General features: G+C 66.9%; 15 protein-coding genes and 2 tRNA genes. 6 read left to right on the plus strand and 11 right to left on the minus strand.

Features of this window, described 5'->3' with window-relative positions; translation table 11 throughout:
- Positions 1 to 80: 80 nt before the first annotated feature.
- From EBL84_RS08665 to nth, 6 genes are all read right to left on the minus strand, one after another.
- Entirely contained in the window at positions 81 to 545 is a 465-nt protein-coding gene (locus tag EBL84_RS08665) for a host attachment protein (protein ID WP_123140459.1), read from the minus strand.
- Positions 546 to 697: 152 nt separating this feature from the next.
- Positions 698 to 1471 (minus strand): DUF2063 domain-containing protein, encoded by a 774-nt coding sequence (locus tag EBL84_RS08670; protein WP_123140460.1) that lies wholly within the window; start codon positions 1469 to 1471, stop codon positions 698 to 700.
- Positions 1464 to 2312, minus strand: a complete 849-nt coding sequence (locus EBL84_RS08675; protein ID WP_123140461.1) for a DUF692 domain-containing protein — start codon at positions 2310 to 2312, stop codon at positions 1464 to 1466. The genes EBL84_RS08670 and EBL84_RS08675 overlap by 8 nt, the downstream gene beginning before the upstream one ends.
- 3 nt (positions 2313 to 2315) lie before the next feature.
- Positions 2316 to 2600, minus strand: a complete 285-nt coding sequence (locus EBL84_RS08680) for a low-complexity protein (protein WP_123140462.1) — start codon at positions 2598 to 2600, stop codon at positions 2316 to 2318.
- A gap of 168 nt (positions 2601 to 2768) precedes the next feature.
- Positions 2769 to 3251, minus strand: a complete 483-nt coding sequence (locus tag EBL84_RS08685) for a DUF1841 family protein (RefSeq protein WP_123140463.1) — start codon at positions 3249 to 3251, stop codon at positions 2769 to 2771.
- Between the two features lie 338 nt (positions 3252 to 3589).
- A complete protein-coding gene (gene nth, locus EBL84_RS08690) occupies positions 3590 to 4261 on the minus strand; it encodes an endonuclease III (protein ID WP_123140464.1) in 672 nt (223 codons plus the stop codon).
- 130 nt (positions 4262 to 4391) lie between these two features.
- Here nth and EBL84_RS08695 point away from each other — a divergent pair, with 130 nt between their 5' ends.
- Positions 4392 to 5105 (plus strand): lytic transglycosylase domain-containing protein, encoded by a 714-nt coding sequence (locus EBL84_RS08695; protein ID WP_123140465.1) that lies wholly within the window; start codon positions 4392 to 4394, stop codon positions 5103 to 5105.
- Between the two features lie 8 nt (positions 5106 to 5113).
- Here the strand turns inward: EBL84_RS08695 and cls are convergent, their stop codons facing one another.
- The 4 genes from cls to EBL84_RS08715 all read right to left on the minus strand — a co-directional run bounded on the left by cls (position 5114) and on the right by EBL84_RS08715 (position 8183).
- Positions 5114 to 6553, minus strand: a complete 1440-nt coding sequence (cls, locus tag EBL84_RS08700) for a cardiolipin synthase (RefSeq protein ID WP_123140466.1) — start codon at positions 6551 to 6553, stop codon at positions 5114 to 5116.
- A 94-nt stretch (positions 6554 to 6647) separates the two neighbouring features.
- Positions 6648 to 6734 (minus strand) — tRNA-Leu (locus tag EBL84_RS08705).
- A gap of 49 nt (positions 6735 to 6783) precedes the next feature.
- Positions 6784 to 7236: a tetratricopeptide repeat protein gene (locus tag EBL84_RS08710; protein WP_123140467.1), complete on the minus strand. Its 453-nt coding sequence runs from the start codon at positions 7234 to 7236 to the stop codon at positions 6784 to 6786.
- A gap of 134 nt (positions 7237 to 7370) precedes the next feature.
- Complete coding sequence (locus tag EBL84_RS08715) at positions 7371 to 8183, minus strand: inositol monophosphatase family protein (RefSeq protein ID WP_123140468.1); 813 nt, start codon at positions 8181 to 8183, stop codon at positions 7371 to 7373.
- Positions 8184 to 8292: 109 nt separating this feature from the next.
- On the opposite strand from EBL84_RS08715, the gene EBL84_RS08720 reads away from it, so the two are divergent.
- From EBL84_RS08720 to EBL84_RS08730, 3 genes are all read left to right on the plus strand, one after another.
- Positions 8293 to 9774 carry a mannose-1-phosphate guanylyltransferase/mannose-6-phosphate isomerase gene (locus EBL84_RS08720; RefSeq protein ID WP_123140469.1) on the plus strand — a complete coding sequence of 494 codons (1482 nt, stop codon included), beginning with the start codon at positions 8293 to 8295 and terminating at the stop codon, positions 9772 to 9774.
- A gap of 206 nt (positions 9775 to 9980) precedes the next feature.
- The gene (gene ychF / locus EBL84_RS08725; protein ID WP_123140470.1) at positions 9981 to 11072 is read left to right on the plus strand and encodes a redox-regulated ATPase YchF; all 1092 of its coding nucleotides are present in this window, start codon (positions 9981 to 9983) and stop codon (positions 11070 to 11072) included.
- A 51-nt stretch (positions 11073 to 11123) separates the two neighbouring features.
- Positions 11124 to 11200, plus strand: a tRNA-Met gene (locus EBL84_RS08730).
- Between the two features lie 727 nt (positions 11201 to 11927).
- On the opposite strand, the gene EBL84_RS08740 is transcribed toward EBL84_RS08730, so the two are convergent.
- Positions 11928 to 13097, minus strand: coding sequence for a class I SAM-dependent methyltransferase (locus tag EBL84_RS08740; RefSeq protein WP_123140471.1), 1170 nt, complete (start codon positions 13095 to 13097; stop codon positions 11928 to 11930).
- 282 nt (positions 13098 to 13379) lie between these two features.
- On the opposite strand from EBL84_RS08740, the gene EBL84_RS08745 reads away from it, so the two are divergent.
- Both EBL84_RS08745 and EBL84_RS08750 read left to right on the plus strand, forming a co-directional pair.
- Positions 13380 to 13847, plus strand: a complete 468-nt coding sequence (locus tag EBL84_RS08745) for a BON domain-containing protein (RefSeq protein WP_123140472.1) — start codon at positions 13380 to 13382, stop codon at positions 13845 to 13847.
- A 339-nt stretch (positions 13848 to 14186) separates the two neighbouring features.
- Positions 14187 to 15560 (plus strand): mechanosensitive ion channel family protein, encoded by a 1374-nt coding sequence (locus tag EBL84_RS08750; RefSeq protein WP_223806981.1) that lies wholly within the window; start codon positions 14187 to 14189, stop codon positions 15558 to 15560.
- The last annotated feature ends 28 nt before the right edge of the window (positions 15561 to 15588 follow it).

The raw sequence follows: 15588 nt of genomic DNA on the forward strand, positions 1-15588 counted from the left end.
GCCGGGCGCCTGAGGGCGCGGCGCACCTCCCTGTGCGCCCTGCTCGAGTGTCCCTATCGGTTAGCGACGGGAGCCCGTGTTCAGAGGAAATCGGGCAGGTTCTTGCGGATGTTGGTGGGGCTTTGGGTGGTGAGGTTCTTGTCGACCTCGCCGGCGACCAACTGGCGCAGCGATGTCGACAGTTGCTTGCGCAGCACGCCGAGGAAGCTGGGTGCGGCGATCACGTAGAGCTTCTTGAAGGCGCCTTCGAGTCGCGCCGTCTCCAGTGCGTTGCAGATGAGGTTGGCGAAGCGCTCGGCGTGTTCCTGCTTGACTCCACCTTCGCCGTTGATGCCATGTCCTCCGGTGCTGGGGTCGTGTCCGCGACCGCCGCGGTCGGTGTTCAGATCCCCCTGGCGTAATCGGGCCTCGGGAAAGGCCAGGGTCTGAACCTCTTCGATCGGGCTTGCGGCCTTCTCGGCGTGGAAGATTCGAGCACGGCTCGTATCAGCGACCAGAACCCAAGTTGGCATGGTGTCACCTTCCTCCAGGTTGTTGCCCGGCATCGGCCATGGGTGATGACGGGGGCGTGCGCGAATGCGTTGGCTGCCGAATCGCGCCGGGCGCTGCCTGCCAGACACGCCGTCCCGTCCGGACTGAGTGTAACAGCTTGGTCATGGATGGGGCGGCGAGGCGGGAAGGGGCCGCTCACCGGCGCTCAGGCGGGGTGCGCGACGGGCGTGGGGCGGGTGCCGAGGAGCACGCCCTCGGCGCGGAGACGCGCAAGGGTCTCGGCGCCGAATGCGACCACCCGCTCGGGCTCGGGGTGGCGCAGCTCCGCGGCGATGCCCAGCAGCGCCTCGCGCCCGCTGGGCGTCGGGCTGGTCTCGATGCGTTGCAGCAGGCGCTGGGTGACGGCGTTGATCTCGATGAAGCGCACCTGCTGGGTGCGGTCGCGCAGCACCACCAGCTGTACCGGCTCGGCGGATGGCGTCTCGGGCAGGTGATCCGGGGCGATGCGATGGACGGGAAAGCGGTAGCTCAACGGCCAGGCCAGCGGGCTGCGTACCGGGGTGGCGGCGAGCAGGTCGCCGTTGGGGTCGATGCCCTCGAGGTCGGGCTCGGCCTCGCTGTTGTGCAGCGCGATCTCGATCCACTCGTAGTGTGCCAGTTCGAGCAGGAAGGGCGGCTCGTCGGCGCTGGCCGGGCGCTGGCCGAGGAAGTCGACGAACTCGCCGGGGAGACGGTGGAACAGGGGCGTGCGCGCACGATGCCCGAGGAGGAAGTCGCGCACCAGCGCGCGCCAGCGCGCCGGGTCGAGGATGCGATGGAGCACCGGGAAGCTGCCGGCGAGCAGTGCGTCGAGGTTGTTGAAGATCAGCTCGCGATAGACGCGCATCCGCTCGGGGGCGACGTCGGCCGGCGCGTCCGCCCGCGCGGGGTCGCGCAGATGGGCGCAGAAGGCCTGTTGCTGGACCGCGAACTCAGCCATGGGCGCGTTGCTCCGGTTGGGCGCGACGCTGGATCGTGGCGATCTGCTCGACCTCTTCGACGAGTTGTGTCAGCGGCGGGATGTCGAAATCACGTTCGAGCAGGGTGGGGAAGACGCCGAAATGCTCATAGGCCGCCGCCAGCAGCGACCACACCGGGTCGATCACCGCGCTGCCGTGGGTGTCGATGCACAGCTCCGGGGAGACCTCCCGGTGTCCGGCGACGTGGCCGTAGCGGATGCGCTCGCCGGGCAGGGCGCGGAGGAAGTCGAGGGCGTCGTAGCCGTGATTGACGGCATTGACGTGGAGGTTGTTGACGTCGAGCAGCAGCTCGCAGTCGGCGCGTTCGAGCACCGCGTCGATGAAGTCGAGCTCGGTCATCTCCTGGCCGGGCGCGGCATAGTAGGAGACGTTCTCGACGGCGATGCGCCGCCCGAGGAGATCCTGCACCTGACCGATACGGGCGACGACATGATCGATGGCCGCCTCGGTGAAGGGGATCGGCAGCAGGTCATAGAGCTGACCGTCGTCGCTGCAGTAGCTCAGGTGCTCGGAATAGACCGCGATGTCGTGGACATCGAGGAAGTCGCCGATCGCGCGCACCAGCTCCAGGTCGAGCGGCGCCGGGCCGCCGAGCGAGAGCGACAGCCCGTGACAGACGAAGGGGTGGCGCTCGGTCAGGGCGCGCAGCCGTCGGGCGTTGGCCCCGCCCATGCCGATCCAGTTCTCGGGGGCGATCTCGTAGAAGTCGACCGCCGCCGGGGACGTGTCGAGCAGGGCGCGCACGAAGGCGCGCCGCAGCCCCAGACCGGCGCCGTGGAGGCTCGCGGGTCCGGTGATCATCGGCTAGCTCGCGCCGCCGCACTTGCCCTCACCGCACTTGCCCTCCATGTCCTTGCCGTCGTCGCTGCTGCCGCACTTGCCCTCGCCATCCTTGTCGCCACCGGCGCCACCGCACTTGCCCTCGCTGTCGGCCGAGGCGAGCTGCATGTAGCCGCTCTCCATCACCGTGGCGGCGAAGGGGTTCTGTTCGGCGCTGGCCGGGGCGATGGCGGCGAGGTTGCCGACCAGGGCGGCGCCGAGCAGGCCGGTGGCGGTGGTCAGGGTGGTCTTGGTCTTGATGTCGGACATGGTCTCGATCCTCGATCGTGGGTGAAGCGTCGCGTCTGCGGGTGGTCGGGAACGACCGTTATATCCGACCTTCAAGGTCGGGATTAAGAGAGTGGCTGCGTCGAACGCGAATTCAACGCATGGATTTCGAGGAAATCGAGGGTGGGTGGCGCGTCTCCGCGCGAAGACTCAGCGGGACTTACGGGACTTGCGGGACTTGCGGGATTTCCGCGACTTGCCGGGCTTGGGCGACCTGCCGATGCAGTCGAGATAGACCGTCTCGTCGAAGGTGGCGCCGGGTTCGCGCTGCAACCGCCACATCGTCTGCGCCAGACACTCCATGATGCGATGCTCGGCGGCGTGGGTGTCGCCGAGCCTGGCGACCAGTGTCTGGTAGCGCGTGCGGATGCCGCGCGGCTGGTCGGTGCTCAACTGATCGAGCACCGCCATGTGCAGCCCCATGTGGAGGAAGGGGTTGGTCTCCCCGTGTTCGGGGAGGAAGTCGCGATCGAGCGCGTCCTCGCCGGCCTCGAGCAGGGCGTGGTACTCGGGGTGGTTGCGCGCGACGGTGACGATCTGCGTCTCGGTGGGGTCGAGCGGCTGCTCCTCGGCGGCCTTGCGCCAGGCGGTCACGAAGGCACTGCGATAGCTCTGTCGATCGTTGGAGAACATGGCGGGATCTGTCCTGGCTCTTATGGTCCAACCAATAACTTTCACATAAGGACGAGGGTGAAGGGAAGCGGTCGGCCAGCCGCCAGCCGCCAGCCGCCAGTCGCCAGTCGCCAGTCGCCAGGATTGAACCGCAAAGGCGCGAAGCGCGCAAAGGGAATGATGTGTGATGACGGCGTGCGGCCACGGACGGTGCGGGGCCGCACCGCCGTCGGGTGGTTGCGCCCACTGGAGGCTGATCGCTGATCGCTGATCGCTGGTCGCTGGTCGCTGGTCGCTGGTCGCTGGTCGCTGGTCGCTGGAGGCTGGTCGCTGGAGGCTGGTCGCTGTCGCCTGACCACTCAATCCCCCTTCGCGTCCTTCGCGCCTTCGTGGTTCACCCCTCCCGATTTCTCCGGATACTCGCAGAGGTCGGCGATGGGGCAGGTGGGGCAGCGGGGGGCGCGGGCGGTGCAGGTGTAGCGGCCGTGGAGGATCAGCCAGTGGTGGGCGTCGTGCAGGTAGGGCTCTGGCACCTGTTCGAGCAGGCCGCGCTCGACGGCGAGCGGGGTGCGCCCGGGGGCGAGGCCGGTGCGGTTGGCGACGCGGAAGATGTGGGTGTCGACGGCCATGGTCGGCTCGCCGAAGGCGGTGTTGAGGACGACGTTGGCGGTCTTGCGCCCGACCCCGGGCAGGGCCTCGAGGGCGGCGCGGGTGCGCGGCACCTCGCCGGCGTGGTGCTCGATCAGCCGTTGGCAGGTGGCGATGATGTTGCGCGCCTTGGTGTTGAACAGGCCGATGCTGCGGATGTGCTCGCGCACGCCCTGTTCGCCGAGGGCGAGCATCGCCGCCGGGGTGTTGGCCGCGGCGAAGAGCCCGGCGGTGGCGCGGTTGACGCTCTTGTCGGTGGCCTGGGCGGAGAGCAGCACCGCGATCAGCAGCTCGAAGGGGCTGGCGTAGATCAGCTCGGTGGTGGGGTGGGGGTTGGCGGCGCGCAGCCGCTCGAAGAGGTCGCGACGGGTGCTGAGCTTCATCGGGCGTGTCGGGTCGGGGCGTAAAAGGCGGTCATTGTAACCGGATGGGTGACGCTGCCCGCGTGTCCGGGCTCTGTTAACCTAGCCGCATGCATTTGGCCGAGATCATCCGCTCGGGGGAGTTCCACCCATGCCGTTGCTGTTGGTGCTGTTGCTGATCCTGCCGTCTGCCGGTTGGTGTTCGCTCTCCGATGGCCAGCGTCTGCTGCCGGTGGCGCCGGACGTGCCGCGTCCGAGCCGCGCCGAGGTCGAGGCGATGGTCCCCGAGATCGCCAAGGCCCGCGGGGTCGAGGAGGCGCTGGTGCTGGCGGTGATCGCCGCCGAGTCGAACTTCAACGCCCATGCCGTCTCCCACGCCGGCGCCGTCGGGTTGATGCAGCTGATGCCGGAGACCGCCGCCGACTACGGCGTCGGCTCGGTCGAGTCGCTGTTCGACGCGCGCACCAACCTGCGTGTCGGCACCCGCCATCTCAAGCGCCTGCTCAACAAGTACGACAACGATTACGGGCGCGCGGTGATGGCCTACAACGCCGGCGAGGGCGTGGTCGATCGCACCAACAGCCGGGTGACCTATCTCGAGACCCTCAACTACACCGAGGCGGTGCTGTTGCAGTACGTTCGCAACGGCGGTCGGGCGCCGACCCAGGCGGCGCTGCGTCAGGTGCGCGCGCTGCGCGGGATGCGTCACGCCGGGGGCGCGCGGCGGCTGATGAAGCGTTATCTCGACCCCTCGCTGCTCTCGCTCAAGGTCAAGCCGACGCTCGACCTGCCCTCGCTCAGCCCCCGCCTCCACGAGCCCGGTCCGGCCAGCCGACCGATGTTCGAGCTCGACACCGGGCGCTGAGCCGGCCCTCAGAGCACCGGGCCGAACATCGCCACGGCGTTGTTGACCAGATGGCGCGGCAGCGGCCAGGCGGCGACCGCCGCACGGGTGATCTCGCGCGACTGGGCGAGATAGTCCTGCTGGCGCGCGCGCAGCGCGGCGGTGAGCGTGGGGTCGTGGAAGAGGATGTTGTTCTCGTAGTTGAGCTCGAAGCTGCGGCGGTCGAGGTTGGCCGAGCCGATCAGCGCCACCGCGCCGTCGAGGGTCAGCGACTTGGTGTGCAGCAGCCCCGGCTCGAACTCGAAGATCCGCACCCCGGCCTCGAGCAGTCCGGCGTAATAGCTGCGGCTGGCCGCGCCGACGATCAGCGAGTCGTTGCGCGCCGGCAGGATCAGGGTGGTGGCCACGCCGCGGTAGGCGGCGGCGCAGAGCGCATCCTGCATCGACTCGTCGGGGACATAGTAGGGGGTGGTGATGACCAGCTCGCGGCGCGCGGTGTGCATCAGCGTCTCGAACACCTCGGGCATCGCCGAGTAGCGCACCGTCGGTCCGGTACCGATCACCTGCGCGGCGAAGCCGTCGGGATGGGCCTGCGGCAGCGGTCGGGCGAGCAGCTCGTCGAGCGGGTCGTCGACATGGCTCATCCAGTCGCTGGCGAAGAGGTGCTGGTTGTAGCGCGCGATCGGTCCCTCGAAGCGGATCACCGCATCGACCCAGGGGGCGTAGCGCGGTTTGACGCGGAACTCGGGGTCGGCGCAGTTCTGGCTGCCGCAGTAGGTGATGCGGTCGTCGATGACGACGATCTTGCGGTGGTTGCGCAGGTCGATGCGGCCCTTGATCGGGCGCATCAGCGGGTTGCCGATGGGCAGCGCCGTGGCCAGCCGCACCCCGGCCTCGCGCATCGCGCGCCAGTGCGGCGAGCGGATCAGCGCGCGCGCGCCGAGGTCATCGGCCATCGCCCGGCAGGTGACGCCGCGCGCGGCGGCGCGCGAGAGCGCGCTGGCGACCCGGCAGCCGTTGCGGTCGGCCAGCCAGATATAGAAGAGCACGTGGACGTGATCGCGCGCGGCGTCGATGTCGGCGACCAGGGCGTCGATGGTGGCGTCGGAGTCGGCCATCAGCTGGCCACGATTGCCGCCGACGGCGCGATAGTCGCAGATCGACTCGCCGAGTCGGAAGAGGTGCGCGTAGCGCTCCGGTACGTCGGGCGGATGTCCGGGGGGCGGGGCGGGCAGGCGCGCGAGCACCGCGCGCAGCCGTGCGACACGGCTGCGGCCGATACCGACCTCGCCGAAGAACAGATAGGCGAGCATGCCGACCACCGGGAAGACCAGCACCACCACCACCCAGGCCACGCGCGAGGCCGGCTGACGGTGTGGGCGCAGCAGCACCCGGACCAGCACCGTGATCTGCAGCGACAGGTGGAGGAGATAGAGCAGGACGGTGACGATGGTGGCGGTGGTGCTCACGGGGTCCCTCGCGCGCTGTCCACGGATGAGGCGCCGACGCGGGCGCTCACGCAAAAAAGGCCAGACGGGCGTCTGGCCTTTTTCGGAATCGGTCTGGTACCGGGAGCCGGACTCGAACCGGCACGGTGTTGCCACCGTCAGATTTTGAGTCTGATGCGTCTACCAATTTCGCCACCCCGGCAACGCAGCGGACAATTATAAGGCGCAATGCGCGTGCGCGCCAGTCCCTGTTAGCCGCCTTCCTCGAAGCCCGCCAGCCGATAGAGCCGCTTGGCCTCCTCCGGGTCCTTGTCGACGCCGAGCCCCTCCTCGTGGAGCATCGCCAGGGTGGTCATCGAGCCGATCAGGCCCTGGTCGGCGGCCTTGCGGAACCAGCGCGCCGCCTCGGCGTGATCCTGCTCGGCGCACTCGCCCTGCATGTACATGAAGCCCAGCCCGTGCTGCGCCAGCCCCAGGCCGGCCTCGGCGGCGGCGTGCATATAACGATAGGCGAGCGCGCTGTTGGCGGCCATGCCGAGCCCGTTCTGCGCCATGATCGCCATCCGGTACTGGGCCTCGGGGTTGCCGCCCTCGGCCAGCGGGGCGAGCAGGCTGGTGGCGCTGGTGAACTGGCGCGCCTCGAAGGCGGCGATACCGCTGGCCAGATCCATGTCCAGCCCTTGCATGTCGTCTCGATCGCTCATGCTGAAAGACTCCGTGACTGTCCGCGCTCGGGTCCGAGTCGCGCCCTGTCTTCGGTGGACGCGATCCCGAGCAGCAATGCTGACGCAAGCCGAGGTGTGATGCCAGCCCTGGATACACCTCGGTTGTTGGGGGATCAGGTCTCGATCAAGGGTAGGGCGACGAACGCGTGCCAGAGTTCGAACAATCGCCGATCGGCGGCGGCGAGGGCGACGCGCGGCTCGAGATCGAGCGTCTCGACCGGACTGACGCCGCCGGGGCGGTAGAGCCGCGCGGCCACGCCGGCCTCGTGTGCGATCAGCCGCCCGGCGGCGTAGTCCCACAGCTTCTGCCCGCCGTGCAGATAGAGCTGGTAGCGCCCGCAGGCGAGCCAGCACCACTCCAGCGCCACCGCGCCGAGGTTGCGCTGCGAGCGAAAGCCGCCGGGACGCAGCAGCGCCGGAACGCGCTTCGGCGGCAGGCGCTTGAAGTCGACCATGGCGATGCAGTCGCCAAGTGCCGGGCCGGGGGCGAAGGGCGCGATCGGGGTGCCGTCGAGCTTGGCCCCGGCGCCGCGCACCGCGCTGAAGCACTCGTCGCGCACCGGGTCGAGGACCACGCCGAGTTCCACCCGGGCGTGACGGACGAGTGCCAGGGAGATGGCGAAACCGGGGAAGCCGCAGGCGTAGTTGCCGGTGCCGTCGATCGGGTCGAGCACCCAGACGCCCTCGGGCGACTCGCTCAGGCGCGCTTGCTGCGCCGCCTCCGACATCTCCTCGCCGAGCAGCGGGATGCCCGGATACTCCGCCGCCAGCGCTTCGGTCAGGCGTTGCTGCACGGCCAGGTCGGCGCTGGTCACCAGGCTGCCGTCACCCTTGGTGTCGGCCTCGATCCGTCCCCAGCGGGGCAGGATCTCGGTGCCGGCGACCTCGCGCAGCAGCGCGCCCAGTCGTATCGGATCGGGTCTCATGCGACCTCCTTTCTCCGTCCGTCGGTTTGGCCCGGTCTGGCCCAGTCTGGCCCGGATTGGTGTAATCTTACGGGCCAAGTCCTTCAACTTCAGCAACAGGTACCCGTTGATGCTTCTGCAACCCGTCATCCTGTCTGGAGGCTCGGGGACACGGCTCTGGCCGCTCTCGCGCGAGGCCTACCCCAAGCAGTTCCTGCCGCTCACCGGCGAGCACACCATGCTCCAGGAGACGGTGCGCCGTCTCGACGGGCTCGAGCGCGAGCATCCGCGTCAGGGGGCGGGCCTGGTCGACCCCATCGTCGTCTGCAACGAGGCACATCGCTTCCTCGTCGCCGAGCAGTTCCGCGCCGTGGGGCGCCGCGCCGCAGCGATCGTGCTCGAGCCCGAGGGCCGCAATACCGCCCCGGCGCTGACCCTGGCCGCACGCATCGCCGTCGTCGAGGGCGCCGATCCGGTGCTGCTGGTGATGCCGGCCGATCACACCATCGCCGACGAGCCGGGGTTCCGCGCTGCGGTCTCCGACGCCTTCGCGCTGGCCAGCGACGGGGCCGTGGTCACCTTCGGCATCGTCCCCGGCAAGCCCGAGACCGGATATGGCTATATCCGTCGCGGTCAACCCTATCACGGTGACGGCCTCGATGGGGCGGCCTACCGGCTCGATGCCTTCGTCGAGAAGCCTGATGCGGCCACCGCCGAGTCCTATCTGGCCAGCGGCGATTATCTCTGGAACAGCGGCATCTTCGTGCTCCGCGCCTCGCGTTGGCTGGCGCTGATCGAGCGCTTCCGCCCCGACATCGCCGAGGCGGTGACTCGCGCTTGCGCGGCGGTGAGCGATGACGGCGATTTCCAGCGCGTCGATCCGGCGCTGTTCGCCGCCTGTCCGAGCGACTCGATCGACTATGCGGTGATGGAGCGCCTCACCGCCGAGGGTGAGTCGGTGCCGGCGGTGGTGCTGCCGCTCGACGTCGGTTGGTCGGACGTCGGTGCCTGGCCGGCGTTGTGGGAGGTGCGCGCGCGCGATGCCGAGGGCAATGTGCGCGACGGCGACACCTTCGTCCACGAGGCCGCCGACAATCTGCTGATCGCCCAGCATCGCATGCTCGCGGCCATCGGTGTGAACGACCTGATCGTGGTCGAGACCCCGGACGCGGTGCTGGTCGCCGACAAGGCGCACGCCCAGGATGTGAAGGCGGTGACCGAGTCGCTGCGCCGTGATCAGCGCAACGAGTACCGTCATCACCAGCGTGTCCACCGCCCCTGGGGGGCCTACGAGTCGATCGACCAGGGCGCGCGCTACCAGGTCAAGCGGTTGACGGTGAAGCCGGGCGAGTCGCTCTCGTTGCAGATGCACCACCACCGCGCCGAGCACTGGATCGTCGTCTCCGGCACCGCGCGGGTGACGTGCGGCGAGGAGACCTTCCTGCTCACCGAGAATCAGTCGACCTATATCCCCGTCGGGACTCGCCACCGCCTCGAGAACCCCGGCACCATCCCGTTGGAGCTGGTCGAGGTGCAGTCCGGCAGCTATCTCGGCGAGGACGATATCGTCCGCTACGAGGACCGCTACAACCGCGACGCCAGCGATTGCTGAGTCGGCCAGCCGTCGCCAGCCGCCGGCTTCCAGTGGAGCGCAACGCCGGCGCCGGAGTCTTGAATATCCCATGCCTTTGCGCTCTTCGCGTCCTCGCGGTTCAATCCTCCCGGCTGGCGGCTGGCGGCTGGCGGCTGGCGGCTGATCGCGGTTCAATCCCCTTGATGGGTGGTGTAAAATGAGCGGTTTTCCAGCGAGACCTCGCCATGGGATTCAAATGCGGTATCGTCGGCCTGCCCAACGTCGGTAAGTCGACCCTCTTCAAGGCCCTGACCAAGGCATCGATCGCGGCCGAGAACTATCCCTTCTGCACCATCGACCCCAATGTCGGCGTGGTGCCACTGCCCGACCCCCGGCTCGACGTGATCGCCGGCATCACCAAGCCCGAGCGGGTGCTGCCGACCACCATGCAGTTCGTCGACATCGCCGGTCTGGTGGCCGGCGCCTCCAAGGGCGAGGGGCTGGGGAACAAGTTCCTCGCCAACATCCGCGAGACCGACGCCATCGCCCATGTGGTGCGCTGCTTCGTCGACGACGATGTGGTGCACGTCGCCGGCGGCGTCGATCCGCTGCGCGACATCGAGGTCATCAACACCGAGCTGGCGCTCGCCGACCTCGAATCGGTCGAGCGTGGGCTCGATCGTGCCCAGCGCATGGCCAAGACCGGCGACAAGAAGGTGCTCGCGCGCAAGGAGCTGCTCGAGCGCGTGCGCGCGCAGCTCGACGGCGGTGCACCGGTGCGTGCGATGGGGCTCGACGAGGACGAGCAGCTGGAGCTGCGCGACCTCTTCCTGCTCACCGCCAAGCCGACCATGTACATCGCCAACGTCGCCGAGGACGGTTTCGAGGACAATCCGCTGCTCGACGCGGTGCGTGGACTGGCCGCCGAGGAGGGCGCCGAGCTGGTCGCGGTGTGCGCCGCGATCGAGGCCGAGGTGGTCGAGCTGGAGGACGCCGAGCGCGACGAGTTCCTCGCCGAGCTGGGACTCGACGAGCCCGGACTCAACCGCGTGGTGCGCGCCGGCTACCAATTGCTGGGTCTCGAGACCTATTTCACCTCCGGCCCGAAGGAGACCCGTGCCTGGACCATCCCCGCCGGCGCCAAGGCCCCGCAGGCCGCCGGGGTGATCCACACCGACTTCGAGCGCGGCTTCATCCGCGCCGAGGTGATCGCCTACGACGACTTCGTCGCCTGCAAGGGTGAGCAGGGCGCCAAGGAGGCGGGCAAGCTCCGTTCCGAGGGTAAGGAGTACGTGGTCAAGGACGGCGACATCGTCCACTTCCGCTTCAACGTCTGAAAAAGGGGTTGACAGCAGAGGCCGGGGTCCGTAACATTCTCGGTCTCTTGAGGCTACGTAGCTCAGTTGGTTAGAGCATCGCACTCATAATGCGAGGGTCCCCTGTTCGAGTCAGGGCGTAGCCACCAAATTTCAAAGACTTAGACGCGCATGGATGCGCGTCAGTTGTCTCAAACCGCGTCCTGCGGTGGTACTTGGATTGGTGCTCAGCCTTTAGATCCCTCGATCAAGATCTCCACGGCCTGCCTTCCTGCTTGTTTCTAGCCTTCGCATACGCTTCTGTTGCGGGGTTACGTTCTCGTCTCTGCGAACTCGAGAAGCGCGTGCTGCTCCTGGCTGTGTCCCCAAGAAATATTAGTACTACAGTCGCACATTTTCACGGCGCCCCAGCCCCACGCGCTCGATAATGACACGCCCTGACATGCGCCTGATGCCGTCGTCGCCGATCCGACTAGGCGATGATGGCCTCCGGCGGGGCGCGTTCGCGCCACAGCAGTACCTCGCGCGCCGCCTCGGCGTCCCAACGCGCCGTATTGAGCAACCTTGCACCCTGCCCGGACGCCGCTCGCCCAAGGTTTCGGTCAGCTGCCAACCGTTCTTGCGCGACACCGTCGTCGTCAGCAGCCCTTGCAGATAACCCCGGCGCGGGCGCACGGCTCGGGGCGACGAACACATTCCGTCAACCGCTGATGGAGCACATCCAATTCTGCCTCCCAGGCAGAGGCCTCACTGTGCTTCAGTGTGTTTGCAAATCAAGCTGTTGAGTGCGGGGATCACAACACAAAGTGACGTGCGGCTGTCGTAGGATGCTCCGTCCCGCCGTGGAGCCGTCACCCGAAGCGGTCCGCCCGACCCTTATGTCTCCCGCGGAAGCTCCAACACCACTCGAAAGGCCTCCGCGCCGCAGCTCAGAAAGGCCTGGGCCGAGCCCCAGAGATAGAGTCGGAAGCGGCGGTAGAGCGTCTCGCCCCAGCGGGCGATGATGTCCGTGCGGGCAGCCTCCAGATTCTCTGCCCATGCCTTGCATGTGAGGAAATAGTTGTAGCGGTCGTTGTCAACCTTCAGCACCTCCAGCGGACTTTTCGCTACCGCGCGCAGGAAGTCATGCAGACAGAGGAAGGCGTGGTCGGCAGGAAAGATATAGCGGGCGATGAAGTTGGGCTTGTCGTACTTCTCCCGCGAGGCGCTGGCATCGAGATAGACGCGCCCACCCGGTTTCAGCAACCGCCGGAACTGTCGCAGTACCGCCGAATAATCGGGCAGATGCTCCATCACGCCCAGAATGACGATGGCGTCATAGGGCTCGGGCGAGCGGTAGGCCAGGAAGTCCTGGTTGACGACTCGGCAGGGCAGTTGGCGCCGCTCGATCAACTCCGTCAGGAAGGCCTCCGACTCGCGGGAGATCGTCAGTGAGGTGACCTGAATCCCGCGGGCGCCGGCCCGTTCCGTGAAGCTCCCCCAGCCGCCGCCGACATCCAGCACACGATCCCCTGGCGCGAGTCGACAGGTGTCGATCGCGACATCCAGCTTACGGCGCTGTGCCGTCTCCAGGGGCTCGTCATCGCGCTCGAACAGGGCCTGCGAATAGCAGCGGGTCGGGTCCAGGAACTGGAAATAGAAGTCGCTGGCGAAGTCATAGTGCGCGGCGATGGCGTGCCGGTCGGTCGTGATCCTGCCGGCGAGCCAGGGGGCGACCCGTTGCCACAGGTGGTGGACCGGGTGACGGTCATGCAAGCCGGGGCGCAGACTGGCGAAGCCCAGCATGTCGCCCTGGACATCCAGACTCCCGTTCATATAGGCCTCGCAGATGCGTAGCTCATCGAGCCGGCGCAGCGCGCTCAAGCCCTGGCGATCCTTCACCAGGATCTTCACCGCCGGCTCGGCATCGCCGAAGCGATAGGTTCGGCCGCCCCACAGGCGAATTTCCAAGGGGATTTTGACCCGGTCGCCGAAGACCCGTTTCTGAATCAGGCGAGCGAGTCGGTCGTGGGCCGAAGCCCCGGAAAAGGTTGCGCATTGGCTCATCGAGGGTGCCTCCGCAGGGTAGGGCCGGCACCCGCTTGGTCAGCCCGCGGCCAGATGCTCTGCCCGGTCACGGCCGTCAAGTGGGTGTCGTGGATTTCGATTCCACCTCGAGTCTGCCCGAGACGTTCTTGTTCGTCTGTTCGGTCGCGAACATAAGAAATGTGACGTCTATGTTCGTTGCCGAACCGAACGCCATCCGTCGTTCGCGTATTTTTATCCTCGGTAAAGGGAAATCAGATTTCACGCCGATGTGATGGCGCAATGCATTGACAGGATAAACAGATGAACCAAGAACAGATCAGCAACCTTCAGATTGAAGGCCGGTACGAAGCAGCCAGGGGCTCGTCGTTGCTGACCCTATCGGGAATCGTGGTCGTGGCCGCCTGCCTGTCGGTCAGTCTCGGGCTCGCTGGCTGTGAAAAGGAGGGCGGCGCCGAGGAGGCCGGCCGCAAGATGGATCTGGCCGCGGAGCGAATGGGCGATCAGCTTGAGGCGACCAAGGAGTCCATGGACGAAAAGGCCGCCCGCGGCGGCAGCTATCTGGAAGACGCGGCGATCACCGCCAAGATCAAGGCCGCAATCCTTCGAGAGCCGGCGCTGAAGGTCTTGCAGATTGACGTGACCACCACCGACGGCGTGGTGACGCTGAGCGGAACCGTCGATTCGCCGCTCAGTCGTGAGCGGGTGACGGAAGTGGCACGCAATCATCAGGGTGTGAAATCGGTGGAGAACAACCTGGTTGTCAAATAGGGGCTGGACTTTTTCGGCTGGTCCTCACGGGGATCGGCGGGAGATCAGAATCGGCAGGGACGCCCGTAGGCTCAGGCACCGACCAGACGCGTGCTCACCGAGGTGCCAGAACGAGCAATCCCAGCGTAATCCGCGACGCATGGATCTGCACACACGAATCCATGCCCGGCCGACCGCAGAAACAGCAAGACGTTGGCGGGCAAGTACCCTCGGGGTCTCTGGGATCCCCCGCGTCCGATGGAGGGCGTTCAAGTGCGACGATGGCGCTGTCGCGGGGCTAGGTCCTGTGTGCTGGCGATATTGCTCGGATCCATGTGCAGCGGAGGCATTGATGCCGTCATGGCGCAGGCAGCGGTCGACAACGGAGCGTCGCCGCACAAACTCATCACCCCCACCAAGGAGGAGCTTTCCCCAGCAGCCGCCCAGGTTGACGTCAAACCCGTTGCGCAAGACGAAGAGATTCGCAAACGGCTGCAAACCGTGTTGAACGCGACCGACTGGTTCACCGACCCTCGGGTCAGGGTTGAGGAAGGCGTCGTCTTTCTCAATGGTCAGGTAGCGTCGGAGGAGCTCAGAGCATGGGCTGGCGATCTGGCGCGCAATATTCAGGACGTCGTCGCCGTTGCCAACCGGCTCGAGGTACCGGAGCCCTCGGCCTGGGATTTTCGCCAAGCGTCTAGCGGTATCTCCGCTCTCTGGCGTGATTTCATTCGCGCGATCCCCTTTGTCCTTTTCGGATTGCTCATCCTGGCGCTGTCGGTGGGGATCGCTCTGTTGGTGACACGAGGCGTCCGCGCACTGCTCCGCCAAAGGGTTCGAACGAACCTCTTGCAAAATGTGATCGCGCGCGCGGTAGGCGGGCTCGTGATCCTCTGTGGCGCCTATCTGATTCTGCGGGTCGCCGGCCTGACTCAACTGGCATTGACGCTGGTCGGAGGGACCGGATTGATCGGCTTGGTCCTCGGTATCGCATTCCGCGACATCACCGAGAATTTCCTGTCCAGCATCTTCCTGAGCATCCAGCGGCCGTTCGAGGCGGGTGACCTGGTCGAGATCTCCGGCGTGACCGGGTATGTGCAGCAGTTGAATATGCGCACGACCATCGTGATGACCCTCGATGGCAACCTCGCGCAGATCCCAAACGCCACCGTTTACAAGAGCATCCTCAGCAATTTCACGACCAACGCCAACCGGCGCGAGGACTTCGTTGTCGGCATCGGCTACGACGATGCGATCCACGAGGCTCAGGAGATCGCGCGCAAGGTGCTGGCGAACCACCCGGCGGTGCTGAAAGACCCGGAGCCCTCGGTGCTGGCGGACAGCCTCGGCAGCGTGACAGTCAACCTGCGCGTTTACTTTTGGCTGAACGGGCGCGCGCACAGTTGGCTGAAGGTGCGATCTTCGGTCATCCGGCTGGTGAAGCGAGCCTTTCAGAACCAAGGCATCTCGATGCCCGCCGAGGCCCGAGAGGTCGCCTTTCCTCGCGGCTGCTCTGTCGCCATGCTCGCCGAGAAACCGGCGGACGCTCAGAGTCCCGTGCCGGGACAGCGGCTCCCCGCCGAATCGCTGCCCGAAGAGTTTGAAGTGGTGTCGACGAAAGCGGAAGCGGGCTTGTACAGCGAATCGATCGTCATCGAGGAGCAGGCACGAGAGGCAAGGCCATTGCAGGAAGGGGAAAATCTCTTGCCTGTCGCCTCGTCGGAAAGGGTTTGAACTTCGCCGCCTTGCCGCCAGCGGTCAC

The organism is Marichromatium sp. AB31, from assembly GCF_003718685.1.
In the GTDB taxonomy this organism is placed as follows: Bacteria; Pseudomonadota; Gammaproteobacteria; order Chromatiales; family Chromatiaceae; genus Marichromatium; species Marichromatium gracile.

What these genes read in the sequence shown, in the direction of transcription:
- EBL84_RS08740 (WP_123140471.1), bottom strand. Translation starts at nt 13,097, where the DNA reads ATGAGCCAATGCGCAACCTTTTCCGGGGCTTCGGCCCACGACCGACTC.
- ychF (WP_123140470.1), top strand. Translation starts at nt 9,981, where the DNA reads ATGGGATTCAAATGCGGTATCGTCGGCCTGCCCAACGTCGGTAAGTCG.
- EBL84_RS08680 (WP_123140462.1), bottom strand. Translation starts at nt 2,600, where the DNA reads ATGTCCGACATCAAGACCAAGACCACCCTGACCACCGCCACCGGCCTG.
- EBL84_RS08710 (WP_123140467.1), bottom strand. Translation starts at nt 7,236, where the DNA reads ATGAGCGATCGAGACGACATGCAAGGGCTGGACATGGATCTGGCCAGC.
- EBL84_RS08745 (WP_123140472.1), top strand. Translation starts at nt 13,380, where the DNA reads ATGAACCAAGAACAGATCAGCAACCTTCAGATTGAAGGCCGGTACGAA.
- EBL84_RS08715 (WP_123140468.1), bottom strand. Translation starts at nt 8,183, where the DNA reads ATGAGACCCGATCCGATACGACTGGGCGCGCTGCTGCGCGAGGTCGCC.
- EBL84_RS08665 (WP_123140459.1), bottom strand. Translation starts at nt 545, where the DNA reads ATGCCGGGCAACAACCTGGAGGAAGGTGACACCATGCCAACTTGGGTT.
- EBL84_RS08670 (WP_123140460.1), bottom strand. Translation starts at nt 1,471, where the DNA reads ATGGCTGAGTTCGCGGTCCAGCAACAGGCCTTCTGCGCCCATCTGCGC.
- EBL84_RS08695 (WP_123140465.1), top strand. Translation starts at nt 4,392, where the DNA reads ATGCCGTTGCTGTTGGTGCTGTTGCTGATCCTGCCGTCTGCCGGTTGG.
- EBL84_RS08675 (WP_123140461.1), bottom strand. Translation starts at nt 2,312, where the DNA reads ATGATCACCGGACCCGCGAGCCTCCACGGCGCCGGTCTGGGGCTGCGG.
- EBL84_RS08720 (WP_123140469.1), top strand. Translation starts at nt 8,293, where the DNA reads ATGCTTCTGCAACCCGTCATCCTGTCTGGAGGCTCGGGGACACGGCTC.
- EBL84_RS08685 (WP_123140463.1), bottom strand. Translation starts at nt 3,251, where the DNA reads ATGTTCTCCAACGATCGACAGAGCTATCGCAGTGCCTTCGTGACCGCC.
- EBL84_RS08750 (WP_223806981.1), top strand. Translation starts at nt 14,187, where the DNA reads ATGGCGCAGGCAGCGGTCGACAACGGAGCGTCGCCGCACAAACTCATC.
- nth (WP_123140464.1), bottom strand. Translation starts at nt 4,261, where the DNA reads ATGAAGCTCAGCACCCGTCGCGACCTCTTCGAGCGGCTGCGCGCCGCC.